Raw genomic sequence first — 12,714 nt, 5'->3', positions numbered from 1 at the left:
CTTAAGTCAGCTTGGATCCCCGCTTTCGCGGCGATGAGCGGATTATGGATTACTGCGGCGGGCAGCCCTTGAATTCGCCGACCTTGCTGACCGACAGATTGCTGAGGTCGACGCCGCGCAGGGTCTTCATGGAGGCCGCGCCGACGCCGCTGAACAGGTCCAGCTTCAGGCCCTTCACCGCGCCGCCGATGTCGGAGGCGTACCAGTAGCCGTCGTGCGTATCGCCGTCGGGCATGGGCAGGCCGACGGTTTCCTTGATGAAGATGATCGTGCGGCGCGGGATCACCTTGGGATCGACCGCGACGGTGCGCATGGCCGCGACCTTGCAGCCCAGCGAGTCGAGGGCGCGGATGCCCTTGGCGCCGGCGTGGTACATGGTCGCCCGCATCTTGTACTCGACCGTGCCGGGCAGACCGCCGCCCAGGGCCGAGGAAATCAGCTCGCCCAGCGGGTCGGGACGCGCGGCTTGGGCGGGAGCGGAGTCGGCGGCGAGAGCAGGAAGGGCGAACGCGGAGATGACCGCGGTGGCCAAAATTCCGGCGAGTTGGCGTCGCATCGAGGGGGACCTCTTATCGGCGTTGTCTGTCGGGCGGCGGTCTGGATAGTCTGATCACGGACCCGTGACAACCCTCGCGGCCGATACGCCGCACCGCACACTCGCGCTTCGAGCGAAAAAACGGCATGGATTCAGCGGCTTGAAACTGGGCTTTAAGGGAGTCGATTTTTTCGATTCCGGCAGCTTCACAGATGGAACCCGGCATGACTTTGCGGATCTACGGCGACTCGAAATCGGGCAATTGTCTGAAGGTGAAGTGGGCCGCCGAGCGCCTGCATCTGCCGTTCGACTGGATCGAGATCGACATCATGAAGGGCGAGTCGCGCACGCCGGAGTTCCTGGCTCAGAACCCGGCGGGGCAGGTGCCCATGGTCATTCTCAGCGACGGCCAGGCGCTGTCGCAGTCCAACGCCATTCTGCTGCACCTGGCCGAGGGTTCAGCCTTGATCCCCGCCGACGCCTTCGAGCGCGCCAAGATGTGGGAGTGGATGTTCTGGGAGCAGTACAGCCACGAGCCCTATGTCGCCGTGGTCCGCTTCCAGATGTTCTATCTGGGCAAGAGCCGCGAGGAGATCGAGGCGCGGCTGGTCGAGCGCGCCGAGCAGGCGCTGGCGCGCCTGGAAACACAGCTGCAACAGACGCCGTATCTGGTGGGCGAGCGGCTGACCCTGGCGGACATCGCTCTGGTGGCTTACACCCGCGTGGCGCACGAGGGCGGGTTCGACCTTTCGCAGTATCCGGCCGTGAAGGGCTGGGTGGGGCGGATGGAGACGGCCCTCGGCATTATCTGATCTTCGGAGTGGGTCTCTTGCGTCTCTCGAGCAGCCTCAAAGTCCTCGTCCTGGCCGCGGCCCTGTCGGCGCCCGCCGCCTCGGCCTTCGCCTGGGGCGCTCAGGGCCACCGTACGGTCGGCGTCGTCGGCGCCGCCAGCTTCCCGACCGACGTGCCGGCCTTCCTGCGCACGCCGACGGCCATCGCCGCCATCGGCGAGTACGCTCGTGAGCCGGACCGCTCGAAGGGCTCGGGCAAGATCCACGACCACGACCGCGACGCCGCCCACTTCCTGGACGTCGACGACCAGGGCCGCATGTACGGCGGTCCGATGTTCACGGTGGCGACCTTGCCGCCCACTCGCGCCGACTATGAGACGGCCCTGCGCGCCGTCGGCCAGGACAGCTGGAAGGCCGGCTACCTGCCGTACGCGATCATCGACGGCTACCAGCAGCTGGTGAAGGACTTCACCTACTGGCGCGTGCTGACGGCTGCGGTGAAGCTGGAAAAGGACAAGACCAGGCTGGCCTACTACAAGGCCGATCTGGTCCGCCGCGAGGCGCTGCTGCTGCGCGATCTGGGCGTCTGGGCCCACTATGTCGGCGACGCCAGCCAGCCCCTGCATCTGTCGGTGCACTACAACGGCTGGGGCGACTACCCCAACCCCAACGGCTACACCAACTCGCGCGACACCCACTTCAAGTTCGAAGGCCCTCTGGCGAAAGCCCTGGGCGACGAGGCCTCGATCAAGGCGCAGATGCCGGCCTACAAGGCCTGCGACTGCTCGATCGAGACCCGCGTCGTCGGCTATCTGACCGACACCTGGAAGCTGACCGAGCCGCTTTACCAGCTGGAGAAGGCCGGCGGCATGGTCGAGACCGATCCGCGCGCCAAGACCTTCGTGCAAGGCCGCCTGGTCGCCGGGGCCGCCGCCTTGCGCGACCTGGTGACCGACGCCTGGCGCGAGAGCGCCACGGGCAAGATCGGCTATCGTCCGGAGATCAGCGTCCAGGACGTCGAGACCGGCAAGGCCGACCCGTGGGCCGACCTTTACGGCAAGGACTGAACTTGACGATGCTGTCGTTCGGCAAGGCCGTGGCGGGCCTGACCTATCGTGACCGCCGCGCCGCCTTCGGGATCGCCGAGAACGGCCAGGGCCTGATCGCCCTGGCTGAAGTCACCAAGCCCGGCAAGGCGCCGTATTTCGACCTGCCGGGCGGGGCGGTAGACGGCGACGAGAGCGAGGAACAGGCCGTGGTCCGCGAGTTCGGCGAAGAGACCGGCCTGGTGGTCGAGGCCGGCGCCCTGGTCGAGGCGGTCTCGCAACACTTCCTGAAGTCCGACGGCGAACCCGTGCGCAATCACGGCGGCGTCTATGTCGTGAAGGTCGTTGGTGAGCGGGCTGACCTGAAGATCGAGGACGACCACAAGCTGGTCTGGCTGGACCCGCAGGACGCGGTGGTCGCCCTGCGGCATGATGCTCATGCCTGGGCGGTCGCGGCCTGGCTGCGGCGCGGGTAGGGCTGAAGTTATCCACAGGGGCCGTGAGCGCCCCCTCCGCTCCTGCGGCGCTCCTCCCCCGGAGGGGGAAGACGGGGCTGTCCGTCTGCCCCCTCCGGGGGCGGACGACCGCGCGCTGGCGCGCGGTCAAATGGGGGCGCTAGAGGCGCTCAATCCCCGCACCTTTCAGACCAAATCCCTTAAAAACCAACTCCCTATACGAAAACGCACGTTCCTTATCCCCGCCTCCCGGACCTGCCTCATGCTCCTAGCTCATGAGCCAGACCCAAACCCCCGCCGGCGCATGGTGCGCTCAGATGCAACGCAAGCTGATGGACGCCCTCGACGCGGCCTGGGCGCTGGTCGAGCGCAGCGACGATCCAGCGGTCGTCGCCCGCGCCCGCGACAAGGCCCGCCTGTGCGGTCAGATGGCCGCCGCGGTCCGCAAGGTCGCCACCCTGGTCCCGCCGCCCAAGGACAAGCCGGGCCTGCCGCCGGTCGTCGAACCCGCGAAAGCCCCCGCCGCCCAAGCCGTGGCCATGCGCGCGGCGCTGGACCGGATGGGACGGCGCTAGGCTCTCGCGCCCACCGCGTGCGAAGACGCCAGGGCATCGGCGACCTTGTCGCTCGTCCGCAAGGCCAGCGCCGCGATGGTCAGGGTGGGGTTGGCCCAGCCGGAGGTCGGGAAGACCGAGCTGCCCAGCACGTACAGATTGTCGACGCCGTGCACGCGGCCGTCGGCGTCGACCACGCCCTGTTTGGGATCGTGGGACATTCGGGTCGTGCCCATGTGGTGATAGCCGCCGATCGGGTGGACGCTGACCAGCGGGTCGGTGCGCCAGCCGCCGTCGGGGTTGGACAGCCAGTCGGCGGCCTCGACCTTGCCCATCTTCAGGCGGCGCAGTTCGCGGTCCAGGGCCGCGACCAGGCGATCGACGCTGCGCACGTCCAGGGCGTTGGTGCGCCAGTCCAGGGCCGCGCGCGGCAGGCCCAGGGCGTCCACTTGGTCGGTCAGGCGGATGCGGCTGTCGGGGTTGGGCGACTGCTCGGCGCGGATGACCAAGGCGAGATCGCGCAGACCGGCCTTGTACAGCAGCCACGGGCGCAGGGGATCGACCTTGCGCTGGGCCCAGGTGGCGGCCTTCTTGGTGGCCATCCACATCGTACGGCCGGCCTTGGTCGGCTCCAGGCCGTGCTTGGCCTTGGAATAGGCGCGCACGACCGCGAAGGCCTTGCCGTCGGCGGGCGGGCGGGCGGCGATGGTCAGGGAGGTGTTGAGCACGCCCTCGCGCTCCTGCAGCGCCTCGCTGGGGGCCAGCAGGGCGGCCAGCGACTGGCCGTCCACGGCATGCGAGCGGCCGAAGGCCTTCAGCAGGGCCCAGGCGCCGCGACCGACCACGCGGCCGCCGCGGGCGTGCGGGTGCTCCATGAAGTAGCGGCCGACCTGGTCATGGGCGTTGCCCACGCCCATCGGCATGACGCCGCGCGAGGCCAGCAGCAGGCGCGGGTTCTCCATGCCGCCGGCGGCTAGCATGAAGGCTTGAGCGCGCAGGGTCAGGCGGCGGCCGTTCAGGCTGCGCGCGGTGATCTCGCGCACCGTGCCGCCCGACGCGGCCAGGGCGATGTCGGTGGTGGTGGCGTGGGTGATGATCGTGCAGCGCGGATGGGAAACGAGGTCGGCGCAGGCCTTGAAGGTGAAGCGGTCGAACTTGCGGTCGAAGATCCACAGGCGGGTGGCCAGCTCATCCTCGTCGAACACCGGGCGGGGCAGGGCATCCTGGCCGATGGCGGCCAGGTCCGGCGCGGCGGCGGGCAGCTCGAACTGCGGGCGGGCCTTGGCGTAGTAGTCCGATAGATCGTCCCAGCCGATCGGCCAGCCGCTGTGCGGCACCCACGAACGGGGCTTCAGATCGATGGGGTCCAGTTCGGCGACGCGGCCGCCCCAGATGGCGGTGGTGCCGCCAAAAAAGCGCAGGCGGGCGTCCTGCAGGTCGTAGTAGTCCTCGCCGATATTGGGGCCGGCGTTCAGCTTGGCGGTCTCGGCCTCGTAGTCCAGGCCGCCGCTTTCCAGCAGGGTGACCTCGTGGCCGGCGGCCAGCAGGTGGCGGGCGGCGATGATCCCGGCCGCCCCCGCGCCGATGATGCAGACCTCCGTATTGCGCTGAATGTCGGTTTCGGCGGCGTGGAGGTCCAGATGCATACGCTTAACTCGTCAGGTGGGCGCTCCCACCAGCAAGGCGGCGTCGCGCTTCAGGGTTTCTAGGCTTCGCGCTCCGAGGAGCGCGTAACCGAACGGGCCGCGCTCCCAGTAGATGACATCGGCGCCGTCGGAGCGGGTCAGTTCGGGTTTCGCAGACGCGCTGGTGCGAGCGCGGACCGCGAACAGGGTGAGGCGTTCGTCCTGGGGCGTGTTGATCAGAACGTGCATGCTGGGGCCGTCGTCGGACGGATAGAGCTGCACATCCATGATCCGCCATCCGGAGGGGAGCGCGGGAATTTCGAGATTGGCCTTTGTCCGCATCTCCGTGGCGTTGAACGTCGGCGTTTCCTCCTGCGAGGTCATGTCGGCGCGAAGCAGGGTCGTCCGGTGCGACACCACGGCGTCGTCGACGAAGTCGGGAGCCAGGAACGGCAGCTCGCGCCGGAAGTGCCCACCCAGCAGCAGGATGCTCGTGACGAGCAGGCCGCAACCTAAGGCAAGCGCAGTCCGGACATAGGTGCGGCGACGCTCGGGGGAAGGGGGCGCTGCGACATTTCCATGACGGTGTAGCTCTCCCATCACACGGGCGGCGAGGTCGGGATTGCTGGCCAGGTAGCCCTCGATCTGACGACGGCCATCGGGCGGCAGTCGTCCTTCGACATAGGCCGCCAGCCGGCCGGCGTCGGCGAGCATGGGCGCGTAGGGCGCATCGTCGTTGGCGGGTCTACTCATGTCCTCCCCCGAGAGGTCATCACTGTGTGGCCGCCCCCCGGCAGCGCCCCTATGCTCGACTGATCCTAGGGGTGTTCGTCAAGCCTCTTAAGCGGCCACGAAGTCGCGGGCCGGCTTATGTTCGCCCTGGCGCACCGGCAGGGTGAAGCTGACCGTGGTGCCTTCGCCGGGCTGGGAATGCATTTCCAGCACGCCGTCGTGCATGGTGATCAGCGACTTGGTCAGGGCCAGGCCAAGGCCCGTACCCTGGGTGGTCTTGGAGAACTGGCTCTCGACCTGCTCGAACGGCTTGGCCAGGCGCGCCAGGTCTTCCTTGGCGATGCCGATGCCAGTGTCGGTGACCGACACCTTGACCTTGTCGCCGAACGGATCGCGGCGCACCTCGGCCCGCACCGTGACGCTGCCGGCGCGCGGCGTGAACTTGATGGCGTTGGACAGCAGGTTCAGCAGCACCTGCTTGACCGCGCGATAGTCGGCCTCGACCTCGGGCAGGTGCGGGAACTCGACGTTCAGGGTCAGGCCGGCGGCCTCGGCGCGGTTGCGGATCAGGCGGACGGCGTCCTCGGCCACGTCCTCCAAATGCATCGCCTCGAACTTGAGGTTCATCTTGCCGGCCTCGATCTTCGACATGTCGAGGATGTCGTTGATCAGCGCCAGCAGGTGCTGGCCCGACGAGTGGATGTCCTGGCTGTAGCCCTTGTAGCGCTTGTCCCCCAGCGCCCCGAACATCTCGTTCATCATGATCTCGGAGAAGCCGTTGATGGCGTTCAGCGGCGTGCGCAGCTCGTGGGACATGTTGGCCAGGAACTCGCTCTTGGCCTTGTTGGCGCTCTCGGCCTTGACCTTTTCGGTCTCGTACTTGCGGGCCAGCTCGGCCAGCTGCTCCTGGCTGCGCTCCAGGCCGGTGATGGCGTTCTGCAGCTGCTCCTCGTTGAGGCGGCGGGCCTCTTCCTGGGTCTTGATGGCGGTGATGTCGGCGGCGGTCATGACCAGGCCGCCTTCGGCCGTGCGGCGCTCGCTGATCTGGATCCAGCGGCCGTCCATCATCTCGGCCTCGCGCACGCCCTTGGCGCCGTCGGGGGCGGGGTGGTCCTGCTTGATGGCCAGGGCGGCGAAGCGGTTGACCTCGGCGCGGGCGGCGCCGGGTTTCAGGATCTTGGGCTCCAGCGAGAAGACGCTGCGATAGTTGCGGTTGCACATCAGCAGCCGGCCCTGGCGATCCCACAGGACGAAGGCTTCCGACACACTTTCGATGGCGTCGCGCAGGCGGTTCTCGGCGGCCTGGGCGCGGGCCTGGGCGATGCGCTCCTCGGTGACGTCCAAGGCCACGCCGATGATGCGGACATAGCCGTCGCCGCCGGGCTTGCCGAAGCCCTGGCCGCGGGCGTCGATCCACAGCGAGCGGCCGCCGTGCTCGGTGGCCGGCACGCGGAACGAGACGTCGAAGGCGCCGTACATGGCCGCGTTGGTCAGGGCCTGGCGGACCCGCTCGCGGTGGTCCAGCGAGATGCGTTCCAGCAGGTCCTGGCCCGAAACGACGCCGCCGCCGCCCCAGCCGAACATCGCGCCGGTGACGTCGGACAGGAACACCTGGTCGGCGTTCAGGTCCCACTCCCAGATGCCGCAGCGGGCGGCCTCGACGGCCAGGCGGAAGCGCTGCTCGCTGTCGATGAACTCGCGGTGGGCGCGCTCGACCTTGCGGCTCTGCAGCATCAGCAGCAGCGCCAGGGCGATGCCGGCGGCCAGCGGCGCCAGAAGGTTGAAGACGCCTTCCATGACCTTGTTGTCCAGGTTGGCGATCGAGCGGGTGGGCGTGGCGGCGACGGCCAGCAGGGCCCCCTCGGCCAGCGGCCGCACGGCCACGTCGAGCACGCCGCCGTTGAGGCCCTGGCCGTGTACGGCGACGGCCTTGCCGCCGACGTCTTCGGTCGACAGGGCGAAGGCTTCGCGCAGGCTGTTGGCGGCTTGGACGTCGCGGCCCTTGGCGGTGACCAGCGCGCCGTCAGCCAGGGCCAGGGCGGCGCTGTCGTCCTTGTCGGCGACCTCGACCAGGCGCGAGGCGTCGCCGCTGGCGACCACGAACGCCCGGGCGCCGTCGATCGAGGCGGAGGTGGCGACATAGAGGCGGCCGGTCTCGCCGATCGAACCGGTCCAGGTGGTGCGGCCCGAAGCGCTGGCGGCCTGGGCCGCGCCCTTCCAGTCGGCGCCGTCGTCGCGGCCGGCGATGGCGATGGGACCGCCGGCGCCCACGACCGCCACGGCCGCGGCCTCGCCGCCGGCGGCCCGCAGGGCGGTCTCGGCGGCGTCCATGGTGGCGGCCGGATCGCGCTTGAGCAGGTCGGCGGCGGCCGAGAGGCCGGCGCGCTGGGCGGCCAGATTAGCCTCGACGCGGCTGGCGATCAGGCTGGCCTGAGCCGCCAGCGGCGCGCCGCCGGGCTCGGTCGCAGCCTCTGCCTGCAGGCGCTTGACGCCGAACGCGGTGTAGACGGCCAGCAGCAGCAGGGCCGCCAGAATGGTGATGCGGATGAACACCTGCGACGAGCCAGGAGCGGACTTGGCCCGCACGGCCGAAGGCCCGGCCGGTCCGGCTGCCGCCGGCCCCCCGTGTCTCGCCATGCCCCTGTCCAAACCACCCGGCTCCCGTAGATCCTGCGGCGAGTCACTTCGCCGACATGGTAAATCTACTGGCCGGCCGCGCCGACGTCACCGTGGAACAAGCCGATTCCGCACGTGTGAGCCTATTGGTCGCAATGTAAGGGGCGCCTTTCGGCGCCCCGAACGGTCAATCCAGGGCCTTGGTCGCCAGTTCCAGCACGTTTTTGGACAGGTCCGGATGATCGGCGACGCGCTGCAACTGCTCGCGCATCAGCGCCCCCAGTTCGGGCTTGTAGCGCCGCCAGGCGCCCAGGGGCTCGATCATCCGCGCCGCCGTCATGGGATTGAAGGCGTCGATCCGCAGCACTTGGTCGGCCAGGAAGCGATAGCCCACGCCGCTGGGGTCGTGGAACCGCGCCGGGTTGTAGCCGGAGAAGATGGAGATCAGGGATCGCAGGCGGTTGGGATTGGTCGGCTCGAAATCGGGATGGCCGAGCAGGGCGATCACGTTGTCGAGGGCGTCCGGATTGGGATCGCGCGCCTGGGCGGCGAACCACTTGTCCATCACCAACGGCTCGTTGCGCCAAGCCTGGTGGAAGGTCGCCAAGGCCCTCAGACGGATCGTGCCGCCGATCGCCACCAGGGGCGTCAGCCCGCCGATCATGTCGGTCATGTTGCTGGCCGCTTCGTAGTGACCGACGATCCGCATCAGGTTCTCTTCGTGCGGGTCGGTCGCCAGGAGGTCGGCGCAGGCGTTGCGCAGGGCGCGGCGGCCGGCGGCCTCGGCGCTGTCAGAGAACGCTCCGGCCTCCTGCATCTCGCCATGCAACAGGCGCAGCAGCTCGCCCAGGTGGACGGCGATGCGCAGGCGCAGGTGATCGCGCGCGGCGTGCAGGGCGGCCGGGTCGGCGGGTTCGGACATCCGCGCCAGGTCCGGCTCGGCGGGCAGGGCTAGCAGCAGGGCCTTGAACGCCGGCTCCGAGCTCGTGTCGGCCAGGGCCCGGCCCAGGCCTTCGGCGTAGCGCTCCTCGCCCACCTCGTCGGGCGTGCCGGCGGCGCGGGCCAGGATCAGGTCGCGGGCCAGGGTCTGACCGGCTTCCCAGCGGTTGAAGAGGTCGGTGTCAGAGCCGAACAACACATAGCGGTCCGATGGCCGCGCGTCGGTGACCAGATTCACGGGCGCCGAGAAGCCGCGCAGGGCCGACAGCACCGGACGCTCGGCCACGCCGTCCCAGCGCACGGTCAGGCTTTCCTGATCCAGCAGCACGATCTCGGTGTCGCGCAAGCTGGCGCCGCTTTCGGACAGCAGGCCGATGGCCACCGGGATCGGCAGGGGCTTCTTGGTCGCCTGGCCGGGCGTTGGCGCGGTGGCCTGGCTCAGGGTCAGGGTCAGCGCCTGTTCGGCGGCGTCGTAGTCGGTGGCGATGGTCACCGTCGGCGTGCCGGCCTGCTCGTACCAGCCGAAGAAGTCGGTCAGGTCGCGGCCCGAGGCCTCGGCGAAGCAGGCGATGAAGGCCTCGACCGTCGAGGCCTGGCCATCCAGCCGCTGGAAGTAGAGATCGCAGCCCCGGCGGAAGGCCTGCTCGCCCAGGATGGTCTTCAGCATCCGGATGATCTCCGCGCCCTTCTCGTAGATGGTCGCGGTGTAGAAGTTGTCGATCTTCATGTAGCTGGACGGGCGCACCGGATGGGCCAGCGGCCCGGCGTCTTCGGCGAACTGGCGGGCGCGCAGCTGCCAGACGTCCTTGATCCGGTGGACCGCATGGCCGCGCATGTCGGCGCTGAAGCTCTGGTCGCGGAAGACCGTGAAGCCCTCCTTCAGGCACAGCTGGAACCAGTCGCGGCAGGTGATGCGGTTGCCGGTCCAGTTGTGGAAGTACTCGTGGGCGACGACGGCCTCGATCCGCTCGTAGTCGAGATCGGTGGCGGTCCGCGGCTCGGCCAGCAGCAGGGAGCTGTTGAAGATGTTCAGCCCCTTGTTCTCCATGGCCCCGAAATTGAAGTCGCGCACGGCGACGATCATGAACAGGTTCAGGTCGTACTCGCGGCCGAACGCTTCCTCGTCCCACTTCATCGCCCGCTTCAGGCTGTCCAGGGCGTAGGCTGCGCGCGGGGCCTGGCCGGGGTCGACGAACACCCGCAGCGCCACTTCGCGGCCGCTCATGGTGATGAACTTGTCGGCCAGCACGTCCAGGTCGCCGGCCACCAGGGCGAACAGGTAGCAGGGCTTGGGGAAGGGGTCGGTCCACTCCAGGAAGTGGCGACCGTCGCCGACGGCGCCGTGCGCGCCCGGATTGCCGTTGCTCAGGAGGTGAGGGAACTTGCGGTCGGCCTCGATGCGGACGGTGTAGCGCGACAGCACGTCCGGGCGGTCGGGGAAGTAGGTGATGGTCCGGAAGCCCTCGGCCTCGCACTGGGTGCAATAACGGCCGCCGGACATGTAGAGGCCCATCAGCGCCTTATTGGCCGACGGATTGATCTCGACCTCGGTGGTCAGCACGAACTGGTCAGGGACGTCGGGAAGGGTCAGGTGCTCGGCGTCGACGATGTACTGGTTGGCGCTCAGGGCCTGGCCGTCGATGGCGACCGACAGCAGCTTCAGCCGCTCGCCGTTCAGCACCAGGGGCTCGCTCGCGTCGCCGGTGCGGCGGATCGTCAGCTCGGCCCGGACCTTGGTCTCGGTCGGGTGGAGGTCGAAGACCAGGCGGGTCGCCTCGATGTCGAACGGGAAGGGGCGGTAATCCGCCAGGCGAACGGCTTGGGGCGTGTCTGTGCGCATCGGTACAACTTAAGCCTCCAACGCCCCCTTCGCGAGGGGACCTTGACGCCGCCAGCCGAATTAATGGCGAGCTTGACGCACTTTGCGAGCGGGGGATGCAGGCGATGAGCGGGGATCAGGTCGGGCTGGAAGTCGGACGCAGGCGCTTTCTGCATCCGGGACCGCTGCGCTGGCTGCGCGCCACCGCCTGGATGGTGGTGCTGTTCGTGCTGGTCTCCCTGGTCTATGCGGGCGTCCAGATGCTGGGCGATCCGCTGACCCAGAGCGGCGGGGCGCCAGGCGTCCTCAAGGTCGCGGCGATCTGCCTGTTCGGCGTCGGCCTCTACGCCGGGATCGTGCGGGTGACGGAGAACCGCTGGCCCGAGGAGCTGGCCCTGCGTCCGGCGCTGGCCGAACTGGCCATAGGTCTCGTGATCGGCGCGGCCCTGCTGAGCGCCGCGGTGGGCGGGCTCTATCTGCTGGGCGTCTACGAGATCAGCGGTCCGCGTCCGGCTTCGGCCTGGGGGGCGGTGTCGATGGCGATCCAGTCGGGCGTGATGGAGGAGCTGATGTTTCGGGCCGTCCTCATGCGCCTGCTGATGCGGGCCTTCGGGGTCTGGCCGTCGCTGGTGATCCAGGCGGCGCTGTTCGGCGTCGTGCACCTGGCCAATCCCAACGCCACGCCGGTGGCCGCCGCGGCCATCGCCATCGAGGCTGGGCTGATGCTGGCCGGCTTCTATCTGGTGACCGGGCGCCTATGGGTTTCGATCGGCGTCCACGCGGCCTGGAACTTCACACAAGGCTGGATCTGGGGCGCTTCCGTTTCGGGCATTCCGGTGGTCGAGAGCTGGCTGGTCAGCAGCCCCAAGCCGGGCGCGCCGGAGATCCTGAGCGGCGGCGCCTTCGGTCCGGAGGCTTCGCTGCCGGCCATGATCGTGGGTACGCTGGCGGCGATCGTGACGCTGTGGTGGGCCTGGAAGAAGGGCAACTTCAGGCCCCGGGCGGACTAGTCCTGGGCGCCGCCCGACGGCGCCGCCGTCGGCGCTTCCTGCAGGTATCGCTCGATCACGTTGATCTTCTGGGCCAAGGCGCTCAACGCCGGGGGCGCATCTTCCGGGCTATCGGCCACCAGGGCCAGAACCTCGCGAGCGATCGCCTGCAGGCGCGGAGCGCTGGCGATCAGGCGGGCCTGATACTCCATCTTGTGCGGATCGCGGTCGTACTCCGCACCCGGCGTGCGCCAGCCGCCCCAGTCTTGGATGTCGGTGACCACGACCGGATAGGTGCCCGGATAGGGGTGGTGGGCGCAGTCGCTTTCCTGCTGCCATTTGTTGCGAGCCCGCAGGATGCGCCAGTTGGCGCCGTCGTCGGCGGTCTGCAGGTCGGTCTTGTCCTCGGCCTTCAGCTCGTTGGCCTGGAACTCGCGGCCCAGACCCACGTCGTAGGTCACCCGCACGGGCTCGTCGAAGCCCTTGGCCCAGATGGGCACGATCTTGTCGACCGTGGCCCAGCAGCCAACGCTCTCGACCCATACCCGCTGGTTCTTCTGGAAGACGGTCTTGGCCATGCCGTGGGGTAACGTCCCTGCGATCTCGAAAGTCC

General features: G+C 68.9%; 11 protein-coding genes. 5 read left to right on the top strand and 6 right to left on the bottom strand.

Annotation, left to right across the window (positions count from 1 at the left end; genetic code table 11):
* Positions 1–49: 49 nt before the first annotated feature.
* Complete coding sequence (locus tag E1H18_RS01335) at positions 50–556, bottom strand: 3D domain-containing protein (protein WP_172262940.1); 507 nt, start codon at positions 554–556, stop codon at positions 50–52.
* 203 nt (positions 557–759) lie between these two features.
* On the opposite strand from E1H18_RS01335, the gene E1H18_RS01330 reads away from it, so the two are divergent.
* From E1H18_RS01330 to E1H18_RS01315, 4 genes are all read left to right on the top strand, one after another.
* Positions 760–1,347 carry a glutathione S-transferase family protein gene (locus E1H18_RS01330; protein ID WP_172262938.1) on the top strand — a complete coding sequence of 196 codons (588 nt, stop codon included), beginning with the start codon at positions 760–762 and terminating at the stop codon, positions 1,345–1,347.
* 17 nt (positions 1,348–1,364) lie between these two features.
* Positions 1,365–2,393, top strand: coding sequence for a S1/P1 Nuclease (locus E1H18_RS01325; RefSeq protein ID WP_172262936.1), 1,029 nt, complete (start codon positions 1,365–1,367; stop codon positions 2,391–2,393).
* An 8-nt stretch (positions 2,394–2,401) separates the two neighbouring features.
* On the top strand, positions 2,402–2,848 hold the full coding sequence (locus E1H18_RS01320; RefSeq protein ID WP_172263854.1) for an NUDIX domain-containing protein: 447 nt from the start codon (positions 2,402–2,404) through the stop codon (positions 2,846–2,848).
* A gap of 296 nt (positions 2,849–3,144) precedes the next feature.
* Entirely contained in the window at positions 3,145–3,402 is a 258-nt protein-coding gene (locus E1H18_RS01315) for a hypothetical protein (RefSeq protein ID WP_241735852.1), read from the top strand.
* Here the strand turns inward: E1H18_RS01315 and E1H18_RS01310 are convergent.
* The 4 genes from E1H18_RS01310 to pepN all read right to left on the bottom strand — a co-directional run bounded on the left by E1H18_RS01310 (position 3,399) and on the right by pepN (position 11,133).
* Positions 3,399–5,027, bottom strand: a complete 1,629-nt coding sequence (locus E1H18_RS01310; protein WP_172262932.1) for an FAD-dependent oxidoreductase — start codon at positions 5,025–5,027, stop codon at positions 3,399–3,401. The two genes, E1H18_RS01315 and E1H18_RS01310, sit on opposite strands and share 4 nt — an antisense overlap.
* Positions 5,028–5,039: 12 nt before the next feature.
* Entirely contained in the window at positions 5,040–5,759 is a 720-nt protein-coding gene (locus E1H18_RS01305) for an anti-sigma factor (protein WP_172262931.1), read from the bottom strand.
* A gap of 87 nt (positions 5,760–5,846) precedes the next feature.
* Positions 5,847–8,375 (bottom strand): PAS domain-containing sensor histidine kinase, encoded by a 2,529-nt coding sequence (locus E1H18_RS01300; RefSeq protein ID WP_172262930.1) that lies wholly within the window; start codon positions 8,373–8,375, stop codon positions 5,847–5,849.
* 166 nt (positions 8,376–8,541) lie between these two features.
* Entirely contained in the window at positions 8,542–11,133 is a 2,592-nt protein-coding gene (pepN, locus tag E1H18_RS01295) for an aminopeptidase N (protein WP_172262929.1), read from the bottom strand.
* A 104-nt stretch (positions 11,134–11,237) separates the two neighbouring features.
* Between pepN and E1H18_RS01290 the strand changes: the two genes are divergently transcribed.
* Complete coding sequence (locus E1H18_RS01290; RefSeq protein WP_172262928.1) at positions 11,238–12,122, top strand: CPBP family intramembrane glutamic endopeptidase; 885 nt, start codon at positions 11,238–11,240, stop codon at positions 12,120–12,122.
* Here the strand turns inward: E1H18_RS01290 and E1H18_RS01285 are convergent.
* Positions 12,119–12,679, bottom strand: a complete 561-nt coding sequence (locus tag E1H18_RS01285) for a hypothetical protein (protein WP_172262927.1) — start codon at positions 12,677–12,679, stop codon at positions 12,119–12,121. The two genes, E1H18_RS01290 and E1H18_RS01285, sit on opposite strands and share 4 nt — an antisense overlap.
* Positions 12,680–12,714 lie beyond the last annotated feature (35 nt).

This window comes from Caulobacter sp. RHG1, assembly GCF_013181195.1.
In the GTDB taxonomy this organism is placed as follows: Bacteria; Pseudomonadota; Alphaproteobacteria; order Caulobacterales; family Caulobacteraceae; genus Caulobacter.
The sequence above is the reverse complement of the archived record's forward strand: the minus strand, read 5'-3'. Positions and strand labels throughout refer to the sequence as shown.

Excerpts from the sequence above, each read along its gene's own strand:
- E1H18_RS01320 (WP_172263854.1), top strand. The coding sequence starts at position 2,402 with ATGCTGTCGTTCGGCAAGGCCGTGGCGGGCCTGACCTATCGTGACCGC.
- E1H18_RS01315 (WP_241735852.1), top strand. The coding sequence starts at position 3,145 with ATGCAACGCAAGCTGATGGACGCCCTCGACGCGGCCTGGGCGCTGGTC.
- pepN (WP_172262929.1), bottom strand. The coding sequence starts at position 11,133 with ATGCGCACAGACACGCCCCAAGCCGTTCGCCTGGCGGATTACCGCCCC.
- E1H18_RS01330 (WP_172262938.1), top strand. The coding sequence starts at position 760 with ATGACTTTGCGGATCTACGGCGACTCGAAATCGGGCAATTGTCTGAAG.
- E1H18_RS01300 (WP_172262930.1), bottom strand. The coding sequence starts at position 8,375 with ATGGCGAGACACGGGGGGCCGGCGGCAGCCGGACCGGCCGGGCCTTCG.
- E1H18_RS01335 (WP_172262940.1), bottom strand. The coding sequence starts at position 556 with ATGCGACGCCAACTCGCCGGAATTTTGGCCACCGCGGTCATCTCCGCG.
- E1H18_RS01305 (WP_172262931.1), bottom strand. The coding sequence starts at position 5,759 with ATGAGTAGACCCGCCAACGACGATGCGCCCTACGCGCCCATGCTCGCC.
- E1H18_RS01290 (WP_172262928.1), top strand. The coding sequence starts at position 11,238 with ATGAGCGGGGATCAGGTCGGGCTGGAAGTCGGACGCAGGCGCTTTCTG.
- E1H18_RS01310 (WP_172262932.1), bottom strand. The coding sequence starts at position 5,027 with ATGCATCTGGACCTCCACGCCGCCGAAACCGACATTCAGCGCAATACG.
- E1H18_RS01285 (WP_172262927.1), bottom strand. The coding sequence starts at position 12,679 with ATGGCCAAGACCGTCTTCCAGAAGAACCAGCGGGTATGGGTCGAGAGC.